Origin of the sequence: Rhodococcus sp. IEGM 1370, from assembly GCF_033142325.1 — a bacterium.
Taxonomy (GTDB): Bacteria; Actinomycetota; Actinomycetes; order Mycobacteriales; family Mycobacteriaceae; genus Rhodococcoides.
Map to the genome: position 1 here is coordinate 19,769 of NZ_JAWLRY010000015.1, position 26,126 is coordinate 45,894.

A 26,126-nucleotide genomic window follows, 5' to 3' on the forward strand; every position below is an offset into this window, starting at 1 on the left:
TCGCAATCGTCCCGGGCGGGAGTTCTCACGAACTCCTGCCCGGGACTTTTCTGTACCTCAACGCCACCGATCGCGGTGGGTGTGTCGTGACGAACTGTCCGGCTATCGAACCCACGAGCGCGATGCCGAAGCCGACGCACTGAACTCCGGTCATGCTCTGTCCCAGCACTATCCATCCGATGACTGCTGCAGTGAGCGGACTCAGCACGCCGAGGAGTGTGACATTGGCACTGGGGAGAGCGCGGGCACCGCGAAACCACAGTGAGTAGGCCAACGCGCCGCCCACCACTGCGAGCCATGCATAGCCGATTGCAGCCTCGGCATCCAGTGCCCATGGCCCGTTGTCGACGATCGGAATCAGTGGCGAGATGACCACTCCGCCGACAATCAGTTGCCACGCAGTGGAATTGAGTGGGCTGGTATCGGGTGGCACACCCCAGCGCTTGGTGAGGGCGACGCCGATTGCCATGCTGACGGCTCCGACCACTGCGGCGGCGAGGCCGATGGCGTCGAGTCGGATCGTTCCGGACACCGCTGTCAGTGCAACCCCGACGACGGCCATTGCAGCCCATCCAACTTGGATGGGCCGCGTTCGCCCCCAACCGAAGATCGCCGATACAGCCACGATCACAAGCGGCTGCGCGGACCCCACGACGGCGGCAATTCCACCGGGTAGCCGGTAGGCCGCCACGAACAGCATCGGAAAGAACAATCCGATGTTGAGTACACCGAGGGTCGCGATCTTCAGTCGCCATCCCTTTGCGGGGACGCCCGGAGCGATGAGCAGCAGAAGGAGCCCGGCGGGAACCGCGCGCAGCACGCTGGCGGTCATCGGGCGATCGGGGGGAAGGAGTTCGGTGGTCACCACGTACGTCGTGCCCCAGAGGATGGGAGCGAGTGCGGCAGCGGCCGTCAATCCGAGAGTCGAGGGGGCGACGTCGGGTGCGCGGTGGCGTCGAGCATCGGTTGGGTGTGTCTGCATGCGAGGTGGTCGCATCGGGAGCTCATCTCTGGGGCGCTGTCAGTCAACGTCTTAACGTTGAACTATCTAGCATTGAACGGTATGACGGGCGTGGCACAATGTCAAACAATTGAGCGCTGAAGTATTGAGGGGTGGTTGGCTCGATGTCGAACGAGGCACTCGACGCAGTGGACCGGATTGTCCAGCAGTGGCGGGCCGAGCGGCCCGATGTGGATGTCGGACCCATGGAGGTCATCGGCCGTATCAGCCGTGCGGCGTCCGTCCTGGACAGGCGCACGCAGGCTGTACTGGCCGAATTCGGTTTGCAACCAGGCGAATTCGATCTCATCGCAACGCTCCGGCGCGCCGGGTCTCCGCATCGCCTCACCGTCGGGCAGTTGCTGGACAGCGCGATGGTGACGTCAGGTGCCGTTACGCACCGTTTGAATCGGTTGACCGACAAGGGATTGGTCGAACGCGAGATCGATCCCACCAATCGTCGGGTGGTCATAGTGCAATTGACGCAGGCCGGGATCGCTGCAGTGGATGCCGCGCTACCCGCTCACGTAGCCAATGAGGAAGCTCTGCTCAAATCGTTGAATCCGGATGAGCGACGCCAACTTGCAGGCCTTTTGAAGCGACTTCTTCTCGATCTCGGATAGCTGCGCCATCGGCACCGGCTCTTCCGTATCCAGGCGGACTGTGGTACTTGTTGTTCCATGAACTCATTCGACACGTCGAAAGGCGCATGAGCGCCCGTAGTCACATCACCGTCGGTATCGAAACGCCGAGGTGCAGAACATGAAGCTTGCCGAGGCCCTCGCTGAACGAGGGGAACTGATCAAGCGCACCGAACATCTGAAGGTTCGGATTCTGGCGAACGCCCGCCATCAGGACGGTGAATCACCGGCCGAAGATGCGGCAATTCTGTTGTCGGAGTACACAACTGTGCTCGATCGTCTTGAGATCCTCATTCGCAGGATCAACCGGACGAACAGCGCCGCGACGATGCGGGACGGAACCCTCACCGACGCACTCGCGTCCCGTGACGTGCTGCGTATGCGTCACAAGGCGATCTCCGCAGCAGCGGACGCCGCGTCGGGACGTGAACAGGAGCGTCGGTACGGTCCGCGACAGCTGCGGTCGGAGTTGGTGTATGTCGCAGCCCTTCCGGTTGCCGAATTGCGCTCTACGGCGGACGATATCGCCAGACAGATCCGGCTGGTGGATCTGGAGATCCAACGCATCAACTGGGAATTCGACCTGATCGAGTAGTGAATCGGTTGCCGGGTAGTAGGTAGTTTTCGTTCGAGGCGAGCACGTGCCGCGGCCGGCGGTTTTCCGGTCCTTCTCCCGCGTGGTGAGCAGCGTCCCGGGTATCCACCCGTTCACAGTGCAGCTCAGTACAATTCACGGAGTACGGCGCACACCGCACAGTGCACTACCGTGTGCTGATCGAACGAGAACGAGGGTGGGTAAGGGGCCACCCGGCATTGTGGTCTCGACGGCTTTCGGAGGTTAGCCTGAACAGCATGAACGTACCGCCGATACGTCTCGAACGGCCTGCTCTGATCGTCGTCGACGTGCAGGCTGGATTCGACGATTCCGAATTCTGGGGCCCGCGGGACAATCCGTCGTGCGAAACCAATATTGCTGCCCTCGTTCGTTCGTGGCGATCCAAGGCATGGCCGATCGTGTTCGTTCGACACGACTCCGACAACCCTGTGTCGCCATTGTCTCCGACCGGTGCGGGGCATGCGTTCAAAGACGTCATCGAAGGAACTCCGGATTTGCTGATCAGCAAACGGGTCAATTCGAGCTTCTACGGCACGCCGGATCTCGACGCCTGGCTACGTGCACAGGGCATCGACCAGGTCGTGATCTGCGGGATCACCACCAACCACTGTTGCGAAACGACAGCACGCATGGCCGGAAACCTGGGCTACGACGCCTACTTCGTCATCGACGCCACACACACCTTCGATCGCCTCGCACTCGACGGAACCACGGTGCCCGCGGCGACCTTGTCGGCAATGACGGCAACAAACCTGCACGGGGAATTTGCGACTGTCGTCATCACGGAGGATTTGCTTTCGAGCTTCTAGCCGAGCCGTTTGATACCGTTCGGTATGGCGAATCGGCGGACGACTGCAGGTCTGGCAGGACCCATCGTGTTGCTGTATCTGGGTTACTTCGCGTCGGTCCCGATACTCGAGGCTTTCTTTCGCGGGTTGTTCGAGCCGCGGTTGAACTGGGCCGAGATCGGTTGGGGTGGAACGATTGTGTTCGCGTTCATGGTCGTTGCAGGACTGGTTGCATGCGTCGCGGCGATACGGATTCTTGTCGACTCGCCGCGGTTTCCGGGCATCGTGGCGACCTCGGGTTCGTCTATCGGTCGAAAGATCGATTCGGTGGCTGTCACGCTGATCGGGTTCGCAGTCGTTGTGTTTTCGCTGATGGGCGAGGGCCTGGCACTCGGCTTCTTCGCACCCATCGTGACCGGATGGTTGTGCGTCAACACAATTCGCAACTACAGATCGCTGGCCAAGTCGCGTCGAGCTGCAACGGCGCAGTGATACGTGAACACCGTACTTGCGCTGCTACTGATGGTCGGAGTTTGCGCGTTCGCGTACGGCGCCGCAGTTGGCTTTCGAGGAAAGGCGCTCCACGTCGACTACTACGGCCGCGACGTGCCGGACCGAGTGAAGACGACGCCGCACCTGCGTGCACGGGCGAACAGGATATTCGTGGTCTGCGGCGTCGCTGCCGCTACTTTGCTGCTGGCTCCACTGTTTTGGATCTTCACCGACTTCCAACGCGACAGAACGACGTGGGAGTTACTCGGTCTGGCGGGCTATGTCTTCATCGTCGTACTCGTGGGCAGCTACCCGTTCGCAAAAATCAAGAGTCTGTGATCATTCGGCCTTCGCTCAGGTTGGTTCAGGACCTATCAGTGACTCGACTGTCTCGCTCTCGGAAATCGATCAAGACTACGTGAAGGCCGGTGCCGAGTCCGGATAGAGCACTGTGAATCGAGGCCACCGTTCGGGTCCAGCACGGGTCGAACAACGATCTGGACGCGCTCGTCGAGTCAGGGGCCGAAACGGTTCAGCTGAGTCAAGCGGGCACTGTCAGAACCGGCCGACCGCAGTGTCGAACAAGGTTGTCGGCTGCGGACTCGCCGCCCAATCTGCGTAGTACCGAACCGAAACCGCCGCCGGACGCACCCAGGACAATCATCGACGCGTCGTACTTCCGTCCGAATGATTCCAGTGCGCCGCCGGGAGTTCCGTAGACCGCATCGTAGGTCCATGGAACGTCGGCTCGGTCGAGTGCCTCGGTTGCACGTTCACGTTCGCGCCCTGCCTGGGCCTCGGTGTCCTCTTCGTACGTCTCCGAGTCGGGGTCGACGGGTGTGTCGGCTAGGTCGATCACGTGTACGACATGCACCGATCCTCCGATCCCCGATGCGAACTGCAGCGACCACGTCAGTGCGTGATGCGAGATGTCGCCGCCGTCGTAAACGACCACCAGCGGGCACTTGTGGGTATGGGGACCACCGTCCGGTCCGTCGATGTGCTCTACCGCGCTGCGTCGGTGGTGGTCTGAACCGGACATCATTGCCTCCTCGAATCGTGCACTGCAGAACGAACATGCGCCCTCATCAGATGTACGCCGTCGCGATCATCGCGACACCGACGACCGCAGTGGTGGCGAGCGCCGTGCCGATGGCGTTGGACGCGGCGAGCCCGTAGCGGCGGCGTTCGAGCAGGCGGATGGTCTCCACACTTGCGGTGCTGAAAGTGGTGAAACCACCGCAGAACCCGACACCGATAATTGCCTGCACCTGCTCAGGTGCAGACCGAAACATCACCAACCCCGCCACGATGCCGAGTACGGCCGATCCGGTGACGTTGATCAGCACTGTGGCGTAGGGGAATTCGGTCTTCAGTCGCGTTCGGATGACGCCGTCGAGCACGAATCTGCTCACTGCCCCGGCACTTCCGGCGAGAACGACCCACAGTGCGATCATCGCTTGTCCTCCGTGTGGGCACCGAACCGTTGCGCGAGAACTATGCCTGCCCCGGCTGCGAACGTACCGACGACCACACTGACGGTCATGTACAACGCGGCCGCCAACACCCGGTGATCTTGCAGCAGTTCCACGGTCTCGAGAGCAAAGGAGCTGTAGGTGGTGTACGAGCCGAGTACCCCGGTGCCGATACACAATCGGATTCGGCGTCGCCAGCCCTCGTCAGGGCCGGAGAGCGCAAGACGCTCCAACAGCATCCCGAGGACGAAAGCTCCGGTGAGGTTGATGACGAGAGTGGTGAAAGGGAACGGACCCGAATTGGGCGGATACGCGGTCTCGGCCGCGTATCGAACACCGGTGCCTACCAGGCCGCCGAGGGCTACGGCCGCAATAGCGGCTGGTTGGGCATGCACTGGGCGGGAAGGGGCCGGGCTGTCGGGGTCGACCGGCAGGGACCCATCGGCGGTAGCGCCGTGCGTCTCGTGGAAATTGTTCATCAACCTGCTCCCTATCTGCGGACATACGAGTGCCGAGACAGGGACTGTTGTCGGTCCGAGGACCGAGGTTCGGTTACGGCGAGCCCCACCGCCGCTGCGCGCACCGGCGCATGATCATGATGGCACACCGTGATGCGGCTCCGCCGCAGTGGCGTGATCAGGTGCCCTGGGTGGCACTCGACCGCACCACTGCCGAAGGCACTGGGCCGTCGTAGCGAGCGATCGGGCGAATGATCTTGCTGTCATGTGACTGCTCGACGATGTTGGCACACCACCCGACCATCCGACTGCAGGCGAAGGTGGGCGTGAACATCGACCGAGGAATTCCGCAGAGCTCCATCACGACACCGGCGTAGTACTCCACGTTGGCGTACAGCTTTCGATCCGGTTTCAGATCGGCGAGCGCAGCGGTGATGACCTTCTCGACCTGAACAGCCTTGTCGATGAGCTCCCCGCCCAACTCCTGCGCAGTTTCGCGCAGCATCACCGATCGGGGATCGTCGGTTCGGTACACCGGGTGCCCGAAGCCCATGATGCGTTCGCCTGCAGAGATTTTCGCTCGCGCCCAGGCGTCCGCGGAATCGACGTCGGCGATCTCGTCCAGCCCGTCGAGAGCGCGATCCGGGGCACCTCCGTGCAACGGACCAGCGAAGGCACCGATGGCAGCACACACTGCGGATGCGATGTCCGAACCTGTCGACGCCACAACTCGCGCAGTGAACGTCGACGCGTTGAACCCGTGATCGATCGTGGCGGTGAGATATCGATCGATCGCTCGGGCACGATCGGCGTCGGGCACCTGTCCGGTGATCATGAACAACCAGTTCTGCGCGGTGGTCAGATCCTCGCGCGGTTCCACGGGTTCTTTGCCGGTCCGAATCCTGTGTACGGCAGCCAGAATGGTCGGCGTCATCGCGCACAGACGTAGCGCGGTCACACGCTTGTCCGATTCCGACGACTCGTAGAGGGGAACTGCGCCTGCCAATCCCGACAACACCGTCCGCAACGCAAAGAGGGGTTGCTCGGGACCCGATTGCGCCACCTTTCTCACCGCAGCTGCGACGGCCTCCGGCAATATTCGCAGCGGTGCCACCTTGCGCAGGAATTCGGCGCGCTCGGAATCGTCCGGCAATCGTTCTTCGACCATGAGGAACCATGCGTCCTCGAAGGTCAGGTGCAGCGCGATGTCGATCGCCGAGTACTGGCGGTAGTGATAGAAACCTTCGTCGCCGCGAACATCTCCGATCGATGTGGTGGTGACAACGACGTTGTGGAGCCCCCGTGGGGCATCGAGAACGGTCATGGCTGCACTCCTTTGCGCTGGTCAACCCCTACGATCCGCGCTAACGTTGATTATTGTCAATGTTGATCGAATCAATGTGAAAGGCGGACATGACGCACGCCGACGGTCGGAACATGCTCACCACCGCGCAGGCTGCCGCACGGCTGGGGGTCAAGCCGGAAACGGTGTACGCGTACGTCAGCCGCGGTCTGCTGACCAGCACTCGACTGACCGGCGTGCGGGGGAGTGTGTTCGACGTAGACGAGGTGGAATCTCTCGCCGGACGCGACACCGCTCGGCGTACCGATATCGGTGCCGTGGAACGAATTCGAACTCGGATCACGCTGATCGACGACGGGCATCTGTACTACCGGGGGCGTGATGCGGTGGCGCTCAGCTCGCGTGCGTTCGAGTCGGTTGCACACTTCGTCTGGACGGGTGAATTGCTGGACGAAGTCCACTTCCACGCGGACTCCGTTGTGGTGCAACGATGCAGAGAAGCGACAAGGCTGGTGTCGCCGGATTGCCGGTCCATCGATCGGATCCGCATCGCCGTCGACATCGCGTCCACCTACCGACCGATGCGATTCGACACCGGGTCCACATCCGTCGTCCGCGAGGCAGGGCAGCTGCTGGCGACGGTCGCAGCAGCACTCGGTGGTGGTTCCTCGGAGCTTTCGGTTGTCGAATCGGTCTGGGCGGCAATCAAGTCCGACTCCTCGAATCCGAACGGTCTGGCGGTGCTGCAGGCCGCGCTCGTCCTGATGGCAGACCACGGTCTTGCTGCGTCGACGCTCGGAGTTCGGGTGGCAGCGAGCACCCGAGCCAATCTGTATTCGGCAGTCTCGGCGGGTCTGGGATGCATCGACGGCCCGCTGCACGGCTCCGCTGCCGATCCCGTGTATCGGTTCCTGACGATGGCGATCGACGATCCGATAGGCGCTCTCGCAACACAATTGAGGTCCGGGGAGCGGGTGCCCGGCTTCGGGCACGTCATCTACACCGACCGAGACCCGCGTGCCGAGGAACTACTGCGACTGCTTCGGGACCCGGCTCACGGTGCGGACCCCGTAGTGATCGCTGCAGCGGACACGATAATCGAGGAGGTGAGTAGCAGATTCGATACCTTTCCGAACTCGGATTTCGCTCTCGCCACGTTCACCCTCGCCTACGGGCTCGAGTCCGACACACCGGAGATGCTGTTCGCACTCGCCCGCATTGTCGGGTGGACGGCACGCGCCATCGAAGAATACGACGAAGCGCCCCTTCGCTTTCGGGTTCCAGGCATCTACACGGGGACTCGACCGGGAACCTACTGAGGCGTCGGGCAGTCCAGTAATGCGAACGCAGCAAGCAGTTGGCGACGCGCGGCAGCGATCTCGGCTGTGTTGTCGGCCAGGTGATGCAGCAGAGCGCGCTGAAAGATGCCATCGAGGAGGATGTAGGCCGAGGCGTTGTCGAGTGCGGGAGTGGAGCCGCGAAGTTCGCAGTAACGAGCGACCACGCGCCAGATCATGTCCTCGCGACGCGCCTCGATCTCGAGCACGTCGTTGCGGAACGAGCCGTCGAACAGGGCTTGATTGCGCAGGTCGTACCAGAGTCGATGGATGCCGGCGTCCTCGGCCAGAGTGGCGAAGTACTTCTCCTCGAAGTCCGCGTACAAGCCGGTGGCGTCGACGGCGTTGGCCACCACCTCGTCGTAGCGAGTGACACACATGGCCTCGTACTGGCGAACGGCGTGCGTGATGAGGTCGAGTTTGTCGGTGAAGTAGTAGTGCAGCACGCCGTGTGAGTACTCGGAATTCTGCGCGATCTCCCGCAGTGACGTGCGCGCGTAACCCAATTCGGCCAGCGTGTGCAGCGTCGCCTCGGCCAGTTCGGTGCGCTTGGCCTCGAACTTGTTGCGGGCTCGCTCTTCGATACGCGCGCGAGGATCAACGGTCTGGGTCATGTGCCGGGTCCTTTCCGCGCGTGGTCGTCACCTCAGTGTATGCCCGACGGCCGATCGGGGGATATCGGCGGCGGCCAGATATTGGTCGCTGAAAAAGGTGTGGGCGGCACCGCGCTGCTCGGATCCTATTGCGCTACAAAGGCTGCAGTCATCCAGGTCACCCGCGTCGCCACATTCGAAATGCGAGCATCGGGAGTGCGGGTGAATGCGGTGTGCCCCGGATTTGCCGACACTGCGATGGTCGACCGACTGGTCCCGGACTTCGAAGCCGCGACCCAGATTCCGTTCGGTGACCTGGTCGCCGCGAAGCAGGGACGACTGGGAACGCCAGAGGACATCGCGGAAGTGACGTTGTTCCTCGCCTCCGACCGGGCGTCGTGGATCACCGGAAGCCACTACATCCTGGACGGAGGACTGTCGGCGTCGCTCGTCTAGGTTCGGGACCTCCCCGTCACCCGAGGGCGACGGGGAGCAACCCTCGGGGCGTCTCGGATGCGATGTCGGTCAGCGCTTCCTGCAGGTCGGGGTATCGGAACTCGAAACCGCTGCCTGTCAACACCTGTGGATCCACCCAACGGCTTTTCAAGACCAATTCCGCCTCCGTGCGAATCACTCGTGCCCCGAACTGAAGCAGCCATGCCGGTGTCGGCAACCCGCGGCTTCGGCCCAGAGTGCTCCTCACCTTCTGCATCAGCTCCTCGTTGGTCACCGGGAACGGCGTGGCTAAGTTCACCGGGCCGGAGATGCCTGTGTTGTCGTAGAGGTGATCGAGGATGCGTCCGACATCGGCGACGTGCACCCAACTGAACATCTGGCCGCCGTCGCCCATCGTGCCGCCGAGTCCGACTCGGGCCAGGTCGATGATCGGGTTGATCGCACCGCCGCCTGCACCCAGCACTATCGACATACGCAGCGCCACTTTGCGAATGGCCACATCGGCGTCGAACAGCTCACGCTCCCAGGCGCGGGCGACCTCGACGGAGAATCCCGACCCGATGTCGCCGGATTGTTCGTCCATCGGCCTGTCGCGAGAATCGCGATAAATGGTGCCCGTACTGGCGTTGACCCACAACTCGGGTGGGTTCTGGACCTGAGCCAAGGCACGCCCGAGTTGGGCCGTCGTCTGGATGCGCGATGACATGATCTCGTCCGCGTTCGCCTTGTTGTAGCGACAGCTCACCGAGCGGCCTGCGAGGTTGACGACCAGATCGGAACCGTCGAGCACGTCGACGAGGCCGCGATGGTCGGACCATGTGGCATCACTGGATGTTCCGCGCCCGACGGTTCTGACGCGAATGCCGCGATCTTCGTAGGAGCGATGCAGGTACCGGCCGATGTAGCCGGAGGCACCGCACACGACGACAGTCGATGGTGAATCAGTCACTGGTCCAACCCTTCTGGAGAGGTCATTCGTTTCAACAGGCCGGCCACGTCGGTGACCAACCCCCGCGCCACCGGGAGACGAGCGAGGCGTACGGCTTTGGCCACCACCGGTACGAGCCCGTCGACCAGGATGCGGGTGCGTGCCTGGTTGTCCGAGGAGTCGGTGACCCAATGGAGGGTGACACCCATGTAGATCATCCAGAGCAGCTGCGGAAGAACGTCTTTCAGAGAACCGGGAACCTTCTGTTTCGACGTCTCCAAGGTGGTTCGCATGAGGTCGATGGCCATGGACCTGGCGTCGGACGATTCTTCCGAGAACGGACTGGAACTGGACCGGGTGGGCAACGCCAACTGTAGGAACGATCCACCGAAGGCGTGATACGGCTCCATCACGTCCAGGCCGGAATGCAAGACGGCAGCAAGGTTTTCGGACAGTGATCCGCCGTCGACGAGGACGCGGAGTGCACGCTCGCGGTGATCGCGCTGGATCACCGTGTACAACTCGTTGACGAGTTCGTCCTTGCCGGCGAAGTAGTAGTAGGCATTCCCGAGCGAGACGCCCGCTTCGTCGGCGATGCGACGCATCGTGGTCGCCTGGAACCCTTCCTCACGAAAGAGGCGTAGAGCTACCTCGACCACCTTGTCGCGAGTCTCGGACGTGCGAGCCATCGATTCACCTCAATTCTGAACGTGTTCAAATTCGAACATAGACCTGTTTTTGAACACGTTCAAGATCGGATGGTGGATGCCAGGGAGGGCTCTGCCCGATTTTCAGCGGTGACCACGGTGTTCGATCCCGGTTCGACGGAGGATCTGGCCCCGATCGAGGAGAATTCCTTCCATGCTGCCGCCGGAAAGGACCTACGCCGAATTTCCCTCGCCCGTCGACGGGATTCGGTGCACCTGGGAGCGTCGATCCCATCCGGGGGACCGGCCGTTGACCGTTCCCGACGGATGTGTGGATCTGATCTGGTTCTCCGATGGACGACTCGAGGCGGCGGGCCCGGATACCGCAGCTCGACGAGCCGTCACCCTCGGTCCGCTGGAGATGGTCGGTGTGCGTCTCGCTCCGTCCGCAGCTCGAAGGGTCAGTGCGATTCCAGTCGGTGAATTGTGTGATCAGCAACCGTATGTCGCAGCGCTGGGAGCGTCCTGGTTGGAGGCTGCCCATGTCCTTACGGGCCACGATCCGAACGGTGCGATGCCAGCGCGGCGAAAGATGCTCGCCGACCTCACCGTTCGGGCCATGAGGCCTGCGGAGGACGGGCTGGTCCTGGCCGCTGTGCAGGTGCTCGAGGCGTCGCCGGGTATCAAAGTCGGTGATCTCGCCGTCGGCTTGGGAGTCGGTGTTCGGCAGCTGCATCGGAGGTTTGTCGACGAGGTCGGCTACGGCCCGAAAACCCTCGCCCGGGTCATTCGCGTCGGGCGGCTCGTCGACGTTGCTGCCACCGTTCCCGACCTGGCGTCGCTCTCGTATGCCGCAGGCTTTGCGAGTCAGGCGCACATGTGTGACGAGGTACGTGCACTCACCACGTTGACACCGGTCCGATTTCTGGAAGAACGTCGCGGCCCGTCTTACGTAGGGTCGCTGCTATGAACCGAGAACCCTTTGTGGCAAGTAGACATGTGGCTCGAGTTATCAGGCGTACACCCGACGAGGTGTACGAGTTCGCCGCGAATCCTGCGAACTTGCCCAAATGGGCGGCAGGACTGGCGCACAGCCCGGTGACCATCGACGGTGATCGGCTTCTCGTAGATTCGCCGATGGGACAGGTGACAGTACGCTTCGTGCCGCACAACGACCTCGGCGTCCTCGATCATGACGTGACACTGCCGTCGGGGACCGTCGTGAACAACCCCGTAAGAGTGCTGAGTCATCCAAATGGGGCGGAAATTCTGTTCACGGTCCGACAAATCGAACTGAGCGACGACGAATTCGAGCGCGATCTCGGCATGGTCGCCGACGACTTGAAAAGACTCGCAGAGCTACTGGAAGGTCAGTGACCTCGTGCGTCCATCAACAGGGATGTACGCGTCCAATTGGGCCTCGACGAAGTCCGACGTCAGGTCGATCCGCCCGGCTTCGCGCCACGGACGGCCGCGCGCGTCGTCCTAGACGACTCCGAGGACCGCACCCGCTACTGTCGCTCCCGTGAGGTGGTAGCTCGCGGTGACAGCTCCGAACACGAATGGTTGTGGAGTGTGGGGCGTCAGCGCGTTGGTCAATGATGCTGCAGCGGAGGCCAACCCGACACCCAGTCCAACGAGCACCCCGGATACCACGGCATCCGCGTTGATGGCGTCGAGAACGAGAGCGATCACGATGGTTGTCGCCGCCGAGCAGCAGAGCGGAACCACGTAGTAGGACAACGGGAATCGGCCTCCTGTCTGCGCCCGATCACGCCCGATCGAGCGATCCCATGTGCGCCCGAACAAGGGGCCGAACCACAGCGCGCCGAGTGCGTAGTACACAACCGCTGCCCCGGCTACTCCCAACCAGTTCACGACACTCCCCTTCGGCCCGGTTGAGTCACTCGGTCGACATCGGTCCAAGAAGTGGTGGTCATAGCGTGATCGTCTCGAGACCCGAGGCTCGGTGTATTGCAGAATTGCGACATGGAAGAAAGGCAGGTCGCGTCCAAGCCCATCGACGTTCACGAACGCTCCGGCGTGATGGCTCCTGCGCTTCTCCGTCGCTTCGACGCAACCTGGCACGAACCGGCTGCAGAGGTTCGAGATGTTGTCGACGCGTACTGGAGCGTGCGATGGGAATTGTCTGCGGACGAAACCGTCGAACAGCGAGTCCTCGAATTTCCGGCAGTCACGGTCAGTATCGAGACCGGTACAGTGCCTGCGCCGTTCATGATCACCAATGTTCAACGCAGGGCGTGGTCCCGGACGATCGGAGGTCGAGGCTTCGTGTTCGCCGTCCGACTGCGTCCAGCTGGACTGGCGGTCGTGTCCGACCTCGATCCCACGAGACTTTCGGCGGCGCAACCGATCAACGAAGAGACCGACCAACTACTCTTCGACATGCTCAATAGCGTCTCCGGGCCAGATTCGGCTGCCGACCATGCTCTACGCGCAGATTCGGTCATCACTGAGATGCTGGAGAAACGACCACCGACTGCCGAACACCTTCTCGCAAACGCCGCAGTCGATGCTCTATCTCGGGGCATCGGCAGAAAACCCGGGCAATCGGTGGCAGGAATGCTTGGGGTCAGTGAACGTGCCGTGCAGAGGGCGCTGCGATCGTCACTCGGGATGGGCCCAAAAGCAGTCGCCCGACGGGTTCGACTACAAGCAGTGTTGCAACGTTTGTCGCTCCCCGCAGCCGATGCTGCCCGTATTGCTGCCGACCTGGGCTACGTCGATCAAGCTCACATGATCAACGACTTTCGGGGCGTCGCCGGAATTACGCCGGGAACGTACCTTCGTGAACTCGCTGCACTCGTCCGCGCCTGAATGAGGGTGGCGAGAGCCTCTGCAAACTCAGCGTACTTCTTGGGAAGTCGGCCCAGCCTGCGTAGCGGAGTACTCGCTGCACTGCGCGCATCGGGTGAGCAGATCGTGTGTGCACGCGACGACGTGCGCGAGAAAGCGCTCGGCACTGGCGAGTCGAGCTTGCTGCCGTCGGACTCGGGCCAGATGGTCTGCGATGACTTCGGTTCGTTCGGGCTCGTCTCGATGAAGTATCAGGCGGATGTCGGACAAGCTGATTCCCACGTCCTGACAGGCCCTCAGCACCCGCAGTCGACGCAGGTGTTCCTCGCTGTAATCGCGGTGACCCGACGAGAGGCGTTCGGGCACAACCACACCGACGTCCTCCCAATGTCTGAGGACGTGCGTCGGAACTTCGAGTTCGCGCGCAGCCTCTCCGATCTTCACTTGCCGATGGTCTCACATTGACTTCAGGTCGACCTGAACTATTACGTTCACCCCATGACGATCGACAGATTCGATCTACCAGAGCCCATCTTCGTGTCCGTGGGCGGCGATAGGGTGGCGACCTACGAGATGACACCCGACAGAGCGGAACCGTCCGCTGATGTGGTGTTCTGCCATGGAACCCCGTGGTCGGCTCAGGTCTGGGCGCAGGCCGCGCGCCACCTCAGCACTGGGCATCGCGTCTATCTCTGGGACATGCCCGGATACGGCCAGTCTGCACAGGGATCCGATGTCCGGACCGACCTGCCCACCCAGATGCTGCGCTTCGCGCTGTTGCTCGACCACTGGCAGCTGACTCGGCCCTTCGTCGTCGCTCACGACATCGGCGGTGCAGCCGCCCTGGGAGCCCATCTATTTCACGGCTGCGATTTCGGCGGCCTTTACCTGTGGGACGTGGTGACCCTCGAGCCCTGGGGATCCGAGTTCTTCCGACTCGTCGCCGACAACGCCGAGGTCTTCGCTGCGTTGCCTGCACGCCTGCACTCGGCACTGGTTACCGAATACATTGCGGGAGCGGCACATCAGCGGCTGGACGCAGACATCGTGGCGATGTTGACCGAACCCTGGATATCCGACGAGGGCCAGCCTGCGTTCTACCGACAGATCGCCGAACTGCGCCCCGACCACACGCGGCCCATCGTCGATGCCCTTCCCCGAGTCCGCTGCAACACCTCGATCGGATGGGGCGAACAGGACCCCTGGATTCCCGTCGAACAGGCGTTTCGACTGCGGCAATTGCTGCCGGTGGAATCGTCTGTGATCACTGTTCCTGGTGTGGGTCATCTGACTCCGCTCGAAGCACCGTCGGTCACCGCTGAAGCGTTGGATGCGTGGCTAGGAATGCTCGTCCGAGAACTTCCGAAAAGCCCAGGATCGTGCAGCTGACTCGCTGACATCGTTCGTCGAGCCGTCCGAGGTGCGTCTCGTGGATACTGAGTTCCGTGGTGCTGAGACGAATGGGAACGTCCCTCATCGGAGGCCGAGGGGCCCAGTGGCTTCGTGAGCTGAACGAGCGACACCCATGGAGTCACAACGACTACTTCCACAGTTGGATTCTGGCGAATCTGCCGGACCGGCGTGGCCGTGCGCTCGACATGGGCTGTGGACGGGGTGGCCTGGTGCGCACCTTGGCTCCTCATTTCGAACACGTCGTCGGGGTCGATGCCGATGCGGACATGCGCCGAATCGCAGAGGCCACGTCTAACGACGTCGACAACGTATCGATCACGGATCGTCAACTGGATTCGTGGGCAGACGATTCGATCGATCTCGTGACCATGGTCGCCGTCCTGCATCACCTTGACATCGACGACGCCTTGCGTCATGTCGGGCGGATTCTTACGCCGGGCGGGCGAGTGCTCATCGTCGGGCTTGCGCCACCGCGAAGCGTACGAGATCTGATGTGGGATTCAGTCTCCATCGTGACCAACCCCCTGATCGGATTTCTGCGCCACCCGTGGCCGAGTCCGGTGACAGCACCGCCGCCACCGTTCCCGGTCAAGGATCCGGTGCTGAGCTTCGACGAGATCGGAGACATGGCCGAAAAGTGGCTACCGGGTGCGAAGATGCGACACCGCGTAGGGTTTCGACACACAATCGAGTGGACCAAGCCTGGTGTCGAGTAGAGCCGTCATGTCTCTCCGACGCGCAAAAGGCGAAAGCCTCTGCAGTGGAGCGTGAATCCGACGGCGGCACCGACAACGGCACCGATTATGGGTTGCACTTTTGTCCACCACTCGAGGAAGAGGCCGACTCGAACCTGCAGGGCAACATCGGCGGTGGTTGCGTAGGCTCGGCTCCTCTGGCCGGGTTCCACGTACAGGGTGTCGGCCCATCCCGACACGGACGCAAGCAGACCCACCGTGAACCCCAGTGCGGCGAAGGCAAGAACAACTGAGCGCATGGGGGCACAATATCGGTGCTGGGCAGAAACAGGTGTCGCGAACGACAAGGAAAGGACGCCTCGAATGTGGGACTTACACAGTCCGGGCGTGCTTCGGTTGCCGTCGGGCAGTCTCGTTCGTGGACGTGCCTTGCGTGATTCGATGCCTGACGGTCCGTTGCCGGACTTCGGTGTCTACCTGCAGGGCACGGATCCGGGCGAGTTCGCGTGGGACAGTCGATGGGTTCGCTGGACCGATTTCTGGCTGCCGTCCGACTCGAATGAGCTCGAGGTCGGACTACGAGATGTATTGCGCCGCTGCGCAACCGAGAGAGTCGAGATTGCGTGTACCGGCGGTGCGGGGCGAACGGGCACCGCACTGGCCTGCCTGGTTGCACTCGACGGTATGCCGGGAAATGTTGCAATCGACTATGTCCGTAGCAATTACTCGCACCGCGCTGTCGAGACGCCCTGGCAGAAACGCTATGCGAGGACATTCGTGAAACCGAGCTCTCTGCTCTGAGCAGAATCTGTGACCCATCACGGACAGGGGCCTAGGCTCCGATCATGGGCCAGGTCATACGAATCGATGAGCGTCGAGCAGCGCGCGCGGTGGAACCCCTGTGGCGCGAGGTGGTCGGCAGACGACTACGCGAACGCAGACACGCCCGCGGAGATACCCTCGCCGACACCGCCGCACGCGCAGGTATTGCGCCGCAATACTTGTCGGAGCTCGAACGCGGCCGCAAGGATCCGTCGAGCGAAATCCTCGCGGCCGTCGTCGGCGCATTGGGTACGTCGATGGCCGAAATCTCACGCCTCGCGTATCACGACCTCTCGCGCGGCGACGCGACGTTGATGGCTGCCTGACGCCCCTCGAGAACCTGATCGACGACGCCGTATTCGAGAGCAGCCGGTGCCGTCAACACCAGATCTCGGTCGGTGTCGTGTCGAAGCGTGTCCACGTCGCGTCCGGTGTGTGCCGCCAGAATTGCCTCCATCTCGGCTCGCACTCGGACGACTTCGTCAGCGGCCAAAATGAGGTCCGGGATGGTGCCGCGTCCCTGCGCCGCAGGCTGATGCAACACCACCCGGCTGTGGGTCAGCGCAGAGCGTCGTCCCGGTGCGCCGGCAGCGAGTAGTACTGCGCCGGCTGCTACCGCTCGGCCCACACATGTTGTGGCAATGGGTGATCCGATGAATTGCATCGTGTCGTAGATCGCGAGCATGGCAGCGGTGTCACCGCCCTCGCAGTTGATGTACATCGAGATTTCCTGGTCGGGGGAATCGGCCTCCAGATGCAGAAGCTGCGCAATCATCGCATTCGCGACCCCTGCGTCGATACCGGTACCGAGATAGACGATGCGCTCACTGAGCAGATGCGAATAGACGTCGACGACGCGTTCTCCGCGCGAATCTCGGGTGATGACATTGGGAATGGTGTACGTGCTCATCGGGCCAACTCCATTCCGAACGACGCCCGTCGCGCGGGCATGACCTGATCGAACGAGTCGACAATCGCGTCGACGAACCCGTATTGGCGGGCTGCTTCCGCGGTGAACCAACGGTCGTGCAGAGAGTCGTCGAAGATCTGCTCGCGTGTCTGCCCGGTGTCGTCGGCAATGAGCCCGAGCACCGTATCTCGGGTATGACGCAGATCGTTGGCCTGTACTTCCACTTCGACGGCCGACCCACCGATGCCGGCCGATCCCTGATGCATCAGTATTCGCGAATGCGGCAGGGCATACCGCTTGCCGCGCGTACCGGAGGACAACAGGAATTGACCGGCGCTGCAGGCCAACCCGAGTGCAAGCGTCGACACGTGACACGGCACCAGCCGCATCACATCGCGGATCGCGAGCATCGCGGGAACCGATCCGCCGGGGGAGTGAATCCACAGAGCGATGTCGGCCGAGGAGTTGTCGGCGGCCAATGTCAACAAATGGGTGGTGAGGACCGTGCCGTTGTCGTCGTCGAGGGGGCCGTCGAGCACCAGGACACGATGACGCAGGAGTTGGTTGCGGAGTTCGGGTGGGAACATTCGTGGCGTTTCGCTCATGGTTCGAGTGTGATTCCCAATTCGATTGCATGCCAATAGTTCTGCTGTGGGCAGCGGGTCTGCTCACAGCTTCGCGGGTGCCAGATGGACAATGGAGAGATGACTGCACTCGAGTTCTCCGAATCCGTCGTCGTCGCTGCGTCGGTCGACGACGTGTACGCCGTTGTCTCCGACATCACCCGAACAGGCGAATGGAGCCCGATCTGCCAGGAGTGCTGGTGGAACGAGGCCGACGGCGGTGGCGTCGGATCGACCTTCACCGGCCGCAACGTGGTGCCGGGTCGCACGTGGGAGACCGTGTCGACCGTCGCCGCAGCCGAACCAGGTCGCGAGTTCGCCTGGGTGGTGGGCGACAACTTCGTTCGCTGGGGCTATACCCTCGAAACCGTGGATGGCGGAACACGACTGACCGAGAACTGGAACTTCCTGCCCGACGGCATCGCCTTCTTCCACAGCAAGTTCGGCGAGGACGCGCAGAAGGAGATCGACACCCGTAGCCAGGCGGCACTCGACGGCATCCCTCGCACCCTGGCCGCAATCAAGCGAATCGTGGAAGCCGAAGCCTGATTACTGTCGGCCAGGTGCGCTGACTGTCCACTATTCGGAGCCGATGACGGAATCCCGCGTCTCGACGCGAATTGTGGACACTGAGCGCACCTGTGACCGATAGCCTGTCCGCATGGCAGCAACGGCTCTGCGGATGTCCACGGTCCTCGAATCGCGGGGCCCGGCGGCGGCCATTGTGCTCACTGACGAGCAGGTCGCGTCCCTCGGTTCCACCAAAACGCCACCAGTTCGGTTCACGATCGGTGGTCAGACGGTGCGCGGACGCATCGGCCGAATGGGTGGCGAGAATTTGCTCGGACTCAACAAGAGCGTTCGCGCCACACTCGGCGTCGAGGCCGGCGACACCGTCGACGTGACGATCGAGCTGGACGACCAACCGCAGGTGATCGAGGTTCCGCCGGCGCTGGCGACAGCCTTGGACGCGGATCCGACTCTCCGAGCAGCGTTCGATGCGCTGGCACCGTCGACGCGAAAGGAACACGCAAGGTCCGTCGCCGACGCGAAACGCGACGACACTCGCGAGCGGCGCGTCACGGCAATCGTCCAGTCCCTCCGGCTCTGAGTGCTGCCGGCCCTGGGACATCGCAAACGCGTGCGCATTCGTCAGGTGCGCGCGATTCCGCCATTGACCAGGTGACCAATTCGCGAGCGTCTCGCGAACGCGCGCGTTTGCGATGGCCGTCGGGGCTCACACCACCGCAGCGGGCGTGCTCGACGCGGCGGCCGGCGTCGGGGTGTTCTCCGACGACAGGCGAGTGAGGATCTTGACCGCCGAGGTGATGTCGGACAGTGACCGGGTGAACGGAATGCGCTGACGATCGTCGAAGGCGTACCCCGTTCCGAATCTCAGTCCGGGGGCCAGCAGTAGTCCCTGCGACTGGGCGTCGGCAACGAGATGGCTGGATCGCATGCCGTCGGGTAGGGAACACCACAGTGCCAGACCGCCGTCGGGAACTCGAAAGTGCCAGCCCGGCAGATGATCACGCAGCAATGCGACGGTGTGATCGCGGGCCGTTCTCGACGCCTCCGCGCGGACTCGCCGTACCTCGTCGTATTTACCCAACAACTCGATGGCCGCCAGTTGATCGATGATCGAGACCGAAAGCTGGCGTCGCGCATAGGTTGCGGAGACCCGCGCCAACAGACCGGCTTCGGCGCGAACCCACCCGACTCGCAACCCGCCCCACACCGTCTTGCTCGTCGACCCGACGGTCACCGTCGCCACGTCCGGAGTGGCGGCTCCGAAGGGTTCGATATCCGGTGAACCGTCGAGACACAGATCGGCTGCCACCTCGTCGACGATGGTCAGTACGCCGTGGCGGTGCATTGTGGCGGACAGCTGTCGGCGGGTGTTCAGGGGGAGTCGCGCACCCGACGGATTGGAGAAGTCGGGCATGAAATACGCCAACGTCGGTGCACTCTGCCGCGCGGACCTGTCTGCCGCAGCCACGAACTCGTCGGTGTTGTCCGGATCGATGGGCACCGGGATGCAACGACCGCCGAGGGAGTGGACGAGTTCGACGACGCCCGGATACGTCGGGTGCTCCACCAATACGCGGGCCCCGGGCTCGGTGAACGTCGCCAACACAGCGTGGATGGCGTCGGTGGCACCGGAGGTGACGAGGATGTTGTCGGCGGTGGTCGGCACTCCGCGCCCTCGGTAGTACGCGGCGATGGACTCTCGGAGCTCGAACAGACCGGACGGAGCGTACCCGCCCAAGGTGAAACGGTCTCGAATCTTCTCTGCCGCAACACCGTACGCGTCGGACAACAGCGGCGATGCCGACGGGGAGGCGTTGACGAATTCCAGATTCGCAGTCTCTCGGTCGCCGGCCAGTGAACCCCAGGACGGCAAAGACCCCGTCGGCGAGACGTAGGTACCCGAACCTCGCTGGGCGCTGATCCACCCACCCTCGCGCAGATGCCGGTACGCCGATGCGACCGTCACCCGACTGACGTCCAAGCTGATCGACAACGCCCGCTCGGCAGGCAGACGCGTCTGCGCCGACACCTCACCGTTCTCGATCAGTCGCCGCAACTCGTCGGCGATCTCGAGGTAGAGCGGACCACCGGATCGGTTCCGCAACGTCGATGGGTCGATCCGGGCGGCCAGATCCGGGGCCGTGATGGCGGAGGCGTCGAACGAGTCCATGCATGCCACTCTCGCACACTGGACTGCACTATTTGGAGTAAAAGCAGTCCATTCTGGTCACATGATCGCAATTGGAGCTGTATTGGTCCTGTCCATGGTGGGCGCAGGGTGGTCTGTGGTCGCTCTGCACGAGGGCGGAAGAAGCGGGCCTGCCGGGCCGCCGCGGAGTCGTGTTCAGTCCGACTGACGCGGCCGTGTCTCAGCAAACGCGCGCGCATTCGTCACACGCGTTCGATTTCGCATCCGATTCGGGCCTAGATCGCGCGCACCTGGCAAACGCGCGCGCATTTGCCAGGTCACCCTCTTTGCCAAGCTTCTGGTGAGTCATTCGAGAAGCTATGGAGGGTTACTGCATGTTGAGTGCTGAGTTCACAGGGGAGCAGATTCGGGAGATGGTGTTCGAGTACTGCCGGTTGCCGTATGGCCAGCATGGGCCATGGATGGCGGCGCATCCGTCCGTCTCGAGGGGCATGATGACGCGCTGGCGGACGGCGGTGTTCGACGGCGACGTGGACCGCGGGCTGGTTCCGCGTCAGACTGAACCGATGAACTCGCAACCGAAGGGCCGGCAGGGAATGGTCGAACGGCGAGCCATCGAGACGGCCCGCCACGCCGAGGAACTCGCCCAACGTGACGCTCAGATCCGTGAGCTCAAGGAGACCAACGAGCTGCTGGGAAAAGCTATCGGGCTCTTGCACACACTGAACGTGCCCGAGCCCGACGACACCCGACCGACACCCGATCCCACCGATTCCTGAGCGCCGAGAACACCCTCGTCGACGAACTGGCCCCACTGACCGGATCGGTGCGTCGAGCATTGACGTTGGTCGGGTTGTCCCGCTCGACGTGGCACTACCGCCGCAACCCCAGGGTCAAGACCGAACACCCTGTGCACCAACGAGATCGGAAGTATCCGAGCAGAATCGACACCACCGATCGCACCCGGGTCGAAGCGTTGATCGACACTGGATGGCAAGCCGGCAACTCGGTCGATCACTCCTTCGCCACCGCCTGGGACAACGGGTCGATGATCGCATCCCGTCGCTCGTGGTGGCGTATCGCAGCAGCGGTCCTCGACCAACGCAACCGCCCGAAGACACCGACCAAGAAGAGCACCCGAACCCCGCGCCCGATGCCCGTGCACACCGCTACCGCACCTGGTCAGGTGTGGAGTTGGGACATCACCGATCTGCACTCCCCGTGGCGCGGTGCCTCGTTCAAGGCGTACTCGATCATCGACATCCACTCCCGCCTGATCGCGGGGTGGCGTGTGGAGGAACGAGAGAGCGACCACCTCGCCGCGGAGATGTTCGAGACAGCCATACAGCGTTACGGCGCACCATCATTCGTTCACGCAGACTCCGGTGCAGCGATGCGCTCGAACACCCTCAGGAACTGTTTGACCGCGCACGGTGTCGAGCTCACCCACAACCGGCCTTATGTCAGTAACGACAATCCGTTCTCCGAGTCCGAGTTCCGGACCATGAAATACCGGCCGAACTACCCGGGCATGTTCTCCGACATCGATGCCGCCCGCGGGCATCTCACCGACTACGTCGACTGGTACAACACCGACCACAAACATTCCGGCATCGCCCTGTTCTCACCAGCGGACGTCCATTCCGGGAACTGGCGAAACCTGTGGACCGACCGAGACCGAGCTCACCAGGCCTATTACGACCGACACCCCGAACGGTTCCGCCGCCGCCCCTGCACACCACAACCGCCCGCAACAGTCGGAATCAACAACAACCGACTCCAGACAGCTTGACATTGAGCGAGCGAGGCCAGAGCCAGGTGCCGGCGCGCGGTTGCGGGCTCGCATTCATCACCTCGACTCAGGGGACGGACACTACGTACGAGTGTTGCCGGGCAGCGTCCGGGGGCGGTTCGAGGCGTCGTCACTGTCGGGGTCTCGCGGCATCGCAGAGAGAGCAAAGTCGACGCGAATCACCCGCGCGCCAGGAGGATTGGTGGACAACAACCCCTTCGTCGTCACCCGCTGAATTTAATCGGTGGAGTTCGTCGCCGCAGCCGTGCATGATCGTGGCACAGGCACATCGCAGAGACCGTGGAGGTGGACAATGGCAGCAGACGCGAATTCCGTGGGCCGTCGATTCGTCTATACGCGGCTTGCCATGGTTGCCGATCATGCTCTCTGAGTGAGCCTTCGGCAGAATCGGTAGATTCCTGCCGACGATATGCAGCAATCGATCCAATACTTCGCCGCACGGCAATGCTCTGTGCTCGGCGTCCACTCTTGTTGTAGGAGAACAGATGTACCACTACGAACAAATCCTGAACGAACATCGACAACGCGTCGCGCGGGGTGCGCAGAACTACGAACGGCGTCGGGTCGCGGCGGAGAGAGCTGCCGAAGCAACTGTTGCAGAAGAGGTTTCATGTGACGGTGAGGCTGCGGAGGACATGGCTTCGAAGGACTGCGAATCGGAATCCGAGATCAGCGTCGAGGTGATGTCGTCCCGTCGCTGACGGTCAGGGGACGGTCAGATGTGAATAGCGATCGCCCGCGGCTGCGATGAAGTCGCGAACGAACCAGCACGCGGGGACAACGCGCAGACCCTGCGTGCTGGTGTCGTCGAGCGCGTATTCGGTGAGGGCGGCGGCAAGTCCTCGGCCGCGAAACTGCGGAAGCGTCACGGTGTGATGAAACGTTCTCGATCCGTCCGATTCGAGGTACTCCGAGTAGCCTGCCAGCTCGGAATCGACATGGATCTCGAACCTGTGGTCAACAGTGTCGTGGGTGATCTTGACCGGCATGGTGGTACCTCCTGGCCGAGTTTCGGTGCCACCACGGTAACCGGCACTCCTCCGGTGGGGCGTTCTGCGGTTACTCGAGCAGGCATCGACGCAGTAGGGTGAGGGAAACCGAGTCGTGCCAGCGCCACCCGTCGCAACACCGCTCTTCATAAGTACGGGTCGCTCTCGAGGCTGAAGGTGGCAATCCGTGGAAGACACATCCGACCGGGGAATCAAGGCATTCATCCGAACCGTCGCTCAGCGCGGTGGACGTGCGGAGCGGCTGACGACGTCGCGTCGTAATCCCGTGCAGGTCTGGTCGATGGACGGCACGTCGTCGTGCATAGTTCGAGTTCGATCGAAGGTGACGGGTGATTGGAAGGCCCGCAGGCAGGACGAATCGCTCGAGAGTGACGACACCGGATCCTCGTACTGGGTGTTCGTCGATCTCGCGAACGAAGAGCCGCGTTTCTACATGGTGTCGTCGGAAGAGATGGCCACCGACATTCGCGGAGAGGTCGACCTCTGGGTCCAGGATTCGCCACTGCGCACCAGGACCGGGCACCACGCAATCGCGGTGGACCGAGTGCTGCACGGCAGCGAGCGTTGGGATCTACTGGGTCTGAGCTCGACGCTGGACACGACGATCGATGTCGGCCCCGAACAGACGTGGGTACGTACTCCCCGGGTGAAAGCACCTCGTAAGTCGGCCAAGGCGGCCTTGGAAGAAGAAGTGATCGACAACCGAGTACGCGTGGTCGCCGATTGCGAGGGCTATCGGCTGAGCGGACGCTACGATCCCGAAACGCAGCGACTCGAGATCACCGCAGGACCGATGGAAGGCCGACGGTTCGACAATCCTTCCGTCGCTGCCAGTGCGGTAGCAACACATATCAGTGGTGACGTCGAAGAGCGGGACGGCTGGCAGTTCTGGCAACTGGACACTCCGGACCGTGCTCCGCTGGGATCGTTTCAGTAGAGAACCACAGCTCGGGACTGTGTAGTTGTGTCTCCTCATCAAATCGCCTTTTCCGGTCAAAACCGGAGAAAGGGCCGATTAATCTGGCCCTGGTAGGACGAGCTCCCTGTTTTAGCCCCTGGGTCGAATCGATGTTCGAGAGTTCGTCCGATCATCGAAATTCGGGTACCAGCGAGCTCAACGGTCGACAGTGCGAGGGGTACTGTCGACCGTGGGGAGAGGTCTTCACCATGGAACATTCCTTCCGGACGGGCTCCGCCCATGCGTCCCGCTTCCTGTTCCTGATCGCCCAGTTCGTCGATCGCAGGATCCCAGCCGAGTTCTTCTCGGCTCAGTTCCGCGAGCTGCAGAACACCCAATCCACATATCTCGATGCCGATGTCTCTTCGGTCATCGGAATGCTGTCGGTCGACGTCGGCGCTTACCTGGGCGACGTCGAGATCCGAGGGGTGGACTACATCGACTCCGAACAACTCTGGCTGGCCGCCGGACAGGCGTTCCGTGATCTCATGACGGTCCAGTCCGAGCACTTCGAACGCGAGGCCGGGTGACGGCAACCGTCATCGTCACCGGAATCGATCACGATGCCGCAGAAGGTCTTCGAGCCGAAATCGCCTGTGGGTGCCGCGCATTTCGATCGGTAGATCGCCTGCATCGGCCAACCGCCTGACATAGGTGTCCGAAACACCGAGCACCTCGGCAGCGTGCGAGGTGGTCAGCAACTCGTCCACGGTACCGATTGCCACCGCCCGACCGGTCGCGAGCTGGGTGAGAAGTTCCAACACCGCGCTGCGTGTCGCGTCGTCGAGTCGGACCTCCGAACCGCCGATCCTGATGTCGACGTCTGCTCCGGTGCGCTCGTGAACGACCGCCGCCAGCGAGGTGGCCGATCGCGAATCGAGGGCAGGCATGACAAATCGGAAGTCCATTCGTCCAGGATAGGAGCGAGCGAACGCGGCGGTACGCATAGGCTCGAAGCACCAATCATGTGAGGAGCGTTCAGTGCCGCAGTTGTTGCACCTCGATTCGTCCGCCGACCCGGTCCGCTCGACCAGCCGTCGGGTCACGGCCCGCTTTTCGGACGCCTGGCATGGGATCGGCATGGACCATTCGGTGATCCATCGAGACCTGCACACGAGTCCGCTGCCGCACCTTCCCACGTCGGCGCTGCATTGGGCACCTCATCTGCGAACCGCAGACGAAACCGTGGAGCCTGCTGCCGAAGCGCTTCAGGTCGAACTGATCGAGGAATTGATCTCTGCGGACGTAGTGCTGATCGGTGCGCCGATGTACAACTGGTCGATTCCGTCGACCCTGAAAGCCTGGATCGACTACGTACACGTTCCGGGCATCACCGTGCCGTTCGACAGTGACACCGCACCCCTCGTCGGCAAGCCCGTGGTCGTGGTGACCAGCCGGGGAAACGACTACACCCCCGGTACGGACAACGCGTCCGCCGATCACACCACTGCACAACTGCGTCAGGTGCTCGAAGTTGCGCTGGGAATGGAGGTTCACTTCGTTCCGGTCGACTTGACGCTCGCTGAGCGGGTGCCGGCACTCGCGCCGCAGATTCCCAAGGCGCAAGCCAATCTCGAGGCGGCGTTCTCCGCCGTCGACGATCTCGCGCTGCGATTGGGTGGGACAACTGCCAGGTAAGGGCCCAGTAGCC

General features: G+C 62.6%; 37 protein-coding genes. 21 read left to right on the top strand and 16 right to left on the bottom strand.

All coding sequences use genetic code 11. The annotated features are described in order from the left end of the window. Positions 1 to 25: 25 nt before the first annotated feature. The gene (locus tag R4P47_RS17575; RefSeq protein ID WP_283347488.1) at positions 26 to 982 is read right to left on the bottom strand and encodes an EamA family transporter; all 957 of its coding nucleotides are present in this window, start codon (positions 980 to 982) and stop codon (positions 26 to 28) included. A gap of 143 nt (positions 983 to 1,125) precedes the next feature. On the opposite strand from R4P47_RS17575, the gene R4P47_RS17580 reads away from it, so the two are divergent. The 5 genes from R4P47_RS17580 (at position 1,126) to R4P47_RS17600 (ending at position 3,876) form a co-directional block, all read left to right on the top strand. Further along, positions 1,126 to 1,623: a MarR family winged helix-turn-helix transcriptional regulator gene (locus tag R4P47_RS17580; RefSeq protein ID WP_283347487.1), complete on the top strand. Its 498-nt coding sequence runs from the start codon at positions 1,126 to 1,128 to the stop codon at positions 1,621 to 1,623. Between the two features lie 139 nt (positions 1,624 to 1,762). After that, positions 1,763 to 2,236 (top strand): DIP1984 family protein, encoded by a 474-nt coding sequence (locus R4P47_RS17585; RefSeq protein WP_283347486.1) that lies wholly within the window; start codon positions 1,763 to 1,765, stop codon positions 2,234 to 2,236. Positions 2,237 to 2,493: 257 nt separating this feature from the next. After that, positions 2,494 to 3,066 carry a cysteine hydrolase family protein gene (locus R4P47_RS17590; protein WP_269596470.1) on the top strand — a complete coding sequence of 191 codons (573 nt, stop codon included), beginning with the start codon at positions 2,494 to 2,496 and terminating at the stop codon, positions 3,064 to 3,066. Positions 3,067 to 3,090: 24 nt separating this feature from the next. Further along, on the top strand, positions 3,091 to 3,537 hold the full coding sequence (locus R4P47_RS17595) for a hypothetical protein (protein ID WP_269596469.1): 447 nt from the start codon (positions 3,091 to 3,093) through the stop codon (positions 3,535 to 3,537). Positions 3,538 to 3,540: 3 nt separating this feature from the next. Further along, positions 3,541 to 3,876, top strand: coding sequence for a hypothetical protein (locus tag R4P47_RS17600; RefSeq protein WP_094670326.1), 336 nt, complete (start codon positions 3,541 to 3,543; stop codon positions 3,874 to 3,876). 202 nt (positions 3,877 to 4,078) lie between these two features. Here the strand turns inward: R4P47_RS17600 and R4P47_RS17605 are convergent, their stop codons facing one another. From R4P47_RS17605 to R4P47_RS17620, 4 genes are all read right to left on the bottom strand, one after another. Next, the gene (locus R4P47_RS17605; protein WP_269596467.1) at positions 4,079 to 4,579 is read right to left on the bottom strand and encodes a universal stress protein; all 501 of its coding nucleotides are present in this window, start codon (positions 4,577 to 4,579) and stop codon (positions 4,079 to 4,081) included. A gap of 46 nt (positions 4,580 to 4,625) precedes the next feature. Then, positions 4,626 to 4,994: a fluoride efflux transporter CrcB gene (gene crcB, locus R4P47_RS17610; protein ID WP_269596466.1), complete on the bottom strand. Its 369-nt coding sequence runs from the start codon at positions 4,992 to 4,994 to the stop codon at positions 4,626 to 4,628. Beyond that, a complete protein-coding gene (gene crcB, locus R4P47_RS17615; protein WP_094686964.1) occupies positions 4,991 to 5,491 on the bottom strand; it encodes a fluoride efflux transporter CrcB in 501 nt (166 codons plus the stop codon). The genes crcB (R4P47_RS17610) and crcB (R4P47_RS17615) overlap by 4 nt, the downstream gene beginning before the upstream one ends. Positions 5,492 to 5,648: 157 nt before the next feature. Further along, positions 5,649 to 6,794, bottom strand: a complete 1,146-nt coding sequence (locus R4P47_RS17620; protein WP_283347485.1) for a citrate/2-methylcitrate synthase — start codon at positions 6,792 to 6,794, stop codon at positions 5,649 to 5,651. An 89-nt stretch (positions 6,795 to 6,883) separates the two neighbouring features. Between R4P47_RS17620 and R4P47_RS17625 the strand changes: the two genes are divergently transcribed. Then, positions 6,884 to 8,092 (top strand): citrate synthase, encoded by a 1,209-nt coding sequence (locus tag R4P47_RS17625; protein WP_283347484.1) that lies wholly within the window; start codon positions 6,884 to 6,886, stop codon positions 8,090 to 8,092. Here R4P47_RS17625 and R4P47_RS17630 read toward each other — a convergent pair. Then, positions 8,086 to 8,724 carry a TetR/AcrR family transcriptional regulator gene (locus R4P47_RS17630; RefSeq protein ID WP_068055190.1) on the bottom strand — a complete coding sequence of 213 codons (639 nt, stop codon included), beginning with the start codon at positions 8,722 to 8,724 and terminating at the stop codon, positions 8,086 to 8,088. The two genes, R4P47_RS17625 and R4P47_RS17630, sit on opposite strands and share 7 nt — an antisense overlap. A 39-nt stretch (positions 8,725 to 8,763) precedes the next feature. Here R4P47_RS17630 and R4P47_RS17635 point away from each other — a divergent pair, with 39 nt between their 5' ends. Beyond that, positions 8,764 to 9,159 (top strand): SDR family NAD(P)-dependent oxidoreductase, encoded by a 396-nt coding sequence (locus R4P47_RS17635; RefSeq protein ID WP_256989484.1) that lies wholly within the window; start codon positions 8,764 to 8,766, stop codon positions 9,157 to 9,159. Between the two features lie 16 nt (positions 9,160 to 9,175). On the opposite strand, the gene R4P47_RS17640 is transcribed toward R4P47_RS17635, so the two are convergent. Continuing rightward, entirely contained in the window at positions 9,176 to 10,108 is a 933-nt protein-coding gene (locus tag R4P47_RS17640; RefSeq protein ID WP_094640720.1) for a TIGR01777 family oxidoreductase, read from the bottom strand. Next, positions 10,105 to 10,776 (bottom strand): TetR/AcrR family transcriptional regulator, encoded by a 672-nt coding sequence (locus R4P47_RS17645; RefSeq protein ID WP_094686960.1) that lies wholly within the window; start codon positions 10,774 to 10,776, stop codon positions 10,105 to 10,107. Before R4P47_RS17645 ends, R4P47_RS17640 begins: the two co-directional genes overlap by 4 nt. Positions 10,777 to 10,948: 172 nt before the next feature. On the opposite strand from R4P47_RS17645, the gene R4P47_RS17650 reads away from it, so the two are divergent. Both R4P47_RS17650 and R4P47_RS17655 read left to right on the top strand, forming a co-directional pair. Next, positions 10,949 to 11,704 carry a helix-turn-helix domain-containing protein gene (locus R4P47_RS17650; protein ID WP_283347483.1) on the top strand — a complete coding sequence of 252 codons (756 nt, stop codon included), beginning with the start codon at positions 10,949 to 10,951 and terminating at the stop codon, positions 11,702 to 11,704. After that, positions 11,701 to 12,111 (top strand): SRPBCC family protein, encoded by a 411-nt coding sequence (locus R4P47_RS17655; RefSeq protein WP_255183122.1) that lies wholly within the window; start codon positions 11,701 to 11,703, stop codon positions 12,109 to 12,111. Before R4P47_RS17650 ends, R4P47_RS17655 begins: the two co-directional genes overlap by 4 nt. A 108-nt stretch (positions 12,112 to 12,219) precedes the next feature. Here the strand turns inward: R4P47_RS17655 and R4P47_RS17660 are convergent, their stop codons facing one another. Continuing rightward, a complete protein-coding gene (locus tag R4P47_RS17660; protein ID WP_176460187.1) occupies positions 12,220 to 12,612 on the bottom strand; it encodes a DUF1761 domain-containing protein in 393 nt (130 codons plus the stop codon). 111 nt (positions 12,613 to 12,723) lie between these two features. Between R4P47_RS17660 and R4P47_RS17665 the strand changes: the two genes are divergently transcribed. After that, positions 12,724 to 13,572 (top strand): helix-turn-helix domain-containing protein, encoded by an 849-nt coding sequence (locus tag R4P47_RS17665; protein WP_269596461.1) that lies wholly within the window; start codon positions 12,724 to 12,726, stop codon positions 13,570 to 13,572. Between the two features lie 27 nt (positions 13,573 to 13,599). Here the strand turns inward: R4P47_RS17665 and R4P47_RS17670 are convergent, their stop codons facing one another. Then, complete coding sequence (locus R4P47_RS17670) at positions 13,600 to 13,995, bottom strand: MerR family transcriptional regulator (RefSeq protein WP_269596460.1); 396 nt, start codon at positions 13,993 to 13,995, stop codon at positions 13,600 to 13,602. 54 nt (positions 13,996 to 14,049) lie between these two features. Here R4P47_RS17670 and R4P47_RS17675 point away from each other — a divergent pair, with 54 nt between their 5' ends. Both R4P47_RS17675 and R4P47_RS17680 read left to right on the top strand, forming a co-directional pair. Continuing rightward, positions 14,050 to 14,940 carry an alpha/beta fold hydrolase gene (locus tag R4P47_RS17675; protein WP_269596459.1) on the top strand — a complete coding sequence of 297 codons (891 nt, stop codon included), beginning with the start codon at positions 14,050 to 14,052 and terminating at the stop codon, positions 14,938 to 14,940. A 71-nt stretch (positions 14,941 to 15,011) separates the two neighbouring features. Continuing rightward, positions 15,012 to 15,680, top strand: a complete 669-nt coding sequence (locus R4P47_RS17680) for a class I SAM-dependent methyltransferase (protein ID WP_269596458.1) — start codon at positions 15,012 to 15,014, stop codon at positions 15,678 to 15,680. 5 nt (positions 15,681 to 15,685) lie between these two features. Here R4P47_RS17680 and R4P47_RS17685 read toward each other — a convergent pair whose 3' ends face one another. Beyond that, the gene (locus R4P47_RS17685; RefSeq protein WP_283347482.1) at positions 15,686 to 15,958 is read right to left on the bottom strand and encodes a hypothetical protein; all 273 of its coding nucleotides are present in this window, start codon (positions 15,956 to 15,958) and stop codon (positions 15,686 to 15,688) included. A 64-nt stretch (positions 15,959 to 16,022) separates the two neighbouring features. On the opposite strand from R4P47_RS17685, the gene R4P47_RS17690 reads away from it, so the two are divergent. Beyond that, positions 16,023 to 16,460 (top strand): phosphatase, encoded by a 438-nt coding sequence (locus tag R4P47_RS17690; RefSeq protein ID WP_269596456.1) that lies wholly within the window; start codon positions 16,023 to 16,025, stop codon positions 16,458 to 16,460. A gap of 44 nt (positions 16,461 to 16,504) precedes the next feature. Beyond that, on the top strand, positions 16,505 to 16,807 hold the full coding sequence (locus tag R4P47_RS17695) for a helix-turn-helix domain-containing protein (RefSeq protein WP_269596455.1): 303 nt from the start codon (positions 16,505 to 16,507) through the stop codon (positions 16,805 to 16,807). On the opposite strand, the gene R4P47_RS17700 is transcribed toward R4P47_RS17695, so the two are convergent. Both R4P47_RS17700 and R4P47_RS17705 read right to left on the bottom strand, forming a co-directional pair. Then, positions 16,765 to 17,391 (bottom strand): ClpP family protease, encoded by a 627-nt coding sequence (locus tag R4P47_RS17700; protein ID WP_269596454.1) that lies wholly within the window; start codon positions 17,389 to 17,391, stop codon positions 16,765 to 16,767. The two genes, R4P47_RS17695 and R4P47_RS17700, sit on opposite strands and share 43 nt — an antisense overlap. Then, complete coding sequence (locus R4P47_RS17705; RefSeq protein WP_283347481.1) at positions 17,388 to 17,996, bottom strand: ClpP family protease; 609 nt, start codon at positions 17,994 to 17,996, stop codon at positions 17,388 to 17,390. Before R4P47_RS17705 ends, R4P47_RS17700 begins: the two co-directional genes overlap by 4 nt. A gap of 99 nt (positions 17,997 to 18,095) precedes the next feature. Here R4P47_RS17705 and R4P47_RS17710 point away from each other — a divergent pair, with 99 nt between their 5' ends. Continuing rightward, positions 18,096 to 18,563 carry an SRPBCC family protein gene (locus tag R4P47_RS17710; RefSeq protein ID WP_269596452.1) on the top strand — a complete coding sequence of 156 codons (468 nt, stop codon included), beginning with the start codon at positions 18,096 to 18,098 and terminating at the stop codon, positions 18,561 to 18,563. Positions 18,564 to 18,675: 112 nt separating this feature from the next. Beyond that, complete coding sequence (locus tag R4P47_RS17715; RefSeq protein WP_269596451.1) at positions 18,676 to 19,125, top strand: YdeI/OmpD-associated family protein; 450 nt, start codon at positions 18,676 to 18,678, stop codon at positions 19,123 to 19,125. A gap of 126 nt (positions 19,126 to 19,251) precedes the next feature. On the opposite strand, the gene R4P47_RS17720 is transcribed toward R4P47_RS17715, so the two are convergent. Then, positions 19,252 to 20,715: a PLP-dependent aminotransferase family protein gene (locus R4P47_RS17720; protein ID WP_269596450.1), complete on the bottom strand. Its 1,464-nt coding sequence runs from the start codon at positions 20,713 to 20,715 to the stop codon at positions 19,252 to 19,254. Positions 20,716 to 21,068: 353 nt separating this feature from the next. Here R4P47_RS17720 and R4P47_RS17725 point away from each other — a divergent pair, with 353 nt between their 5' ends. Together R4P47_RS17725 and R4P47_RS17730 are read left to right on the top strand one after the other, a co-directional pair. Next, positions 21,069 to 21,473 (top strand): hypothetical protein, encoded by a 405-nt coding sequence (locus R4P47_RS17725; RefSeq protein ID WP_283347480.1) that lies wholly within the window; start codon positions 21,069 to 21,071, stop codon positions 21,471 to 21,473. Positions 21,474 to 21,520: 47 nt separating this feature from the next. Continuing rightward, the gene (locus tag R4P47_RS17730) at positions 21,521 to 22,486 is read left to right on the top strand and encodes a DDE-type integrase/transposase/recombinase (protein ID WP_317785319.1); all 966 of its coding nucleotides are present in this window, start codon (positions 21,521 to 21,523) and stop codon (positions 22,484 to 22,486) included. A gap of 725 nt (positions 22,487 to 23,211) precedes the next feature. Here the strand turns inward: R4P47_RS17730 and R4P47_RS17735 are convergent. Continuing rightward, positions 23,212 to 23,496 (bottom strand): GNAT family N-acetyltransferase, encoded by a 285-nt coding sequence (locus tag R4P47_RS17735; RefSeq protein WP_300520945.1) that lies wholly within the window; start codon positions 23,494 to 23,496, stop codon positions 23,212 to 23,214. Between the two features lie 187 nt (positions 23,497 to 23,683). Between R4P47_RS17735 and R4P47_RS17740 the strand changes: the two genes are divergently transcribed. Then, positions 23,684 to 24,454: a hypothetical protein gene (locus R4P47_RS17740; RefSeq protein ID WP_094688133.1), complete on the top strand. Its 771-nt coding sequence runs from the start codon at positions 23,684 to 23,686 to the stop codon at positions 24,452 to 24,454. Positions 24,455 to 24,684: 230 nt separating this feature from the next. After that, complete coding sequence (locus R4P47_RS17745) at positions 24,685 to 25,005, top strand: homoserine dehydrogenase (protein WP_094688156.1); 321 nt, start codon at positions 24,685 to 24,687, stop codon at positions 25,003 to 25,005. 15 nt (positions 25,006 to 25,020) lie between these two features. Here R4P47_RS17745 and R4P47_RS17750 read toward each other — a convergent pair whose 3' ends face one another. Next, the gene (locus R4P47_RS17750; protein WP_317785320.1) at positions 25,021 to 25,383 is read right to left on the bottom strand and encodes a helix-turn-helix domain-containing protein; all 363 of its coding nucleotides are present in this window, start codon (positions 25,381 to 25,383) and stop codon (positions 25,021 to 25,023) included. A gap of 73 nt (positions 25,384 to 25,456) precedes the next feature. On the opposite strand from R4P47_RS17750, the gene R4P47_RS17755 reads away from it, so the two are divergent. Then, entirely contained in the window at positions 25,457 to 26,113 is a 657-nt protein-coding gene (locus tag R4P47_RS17755) for an FMN-dependent NADH-azoreductase (protein ID WP_317785321.1), read from the top strand. Positions 26,114 to 26,126 lie beyond the last annotated feature (13 nt).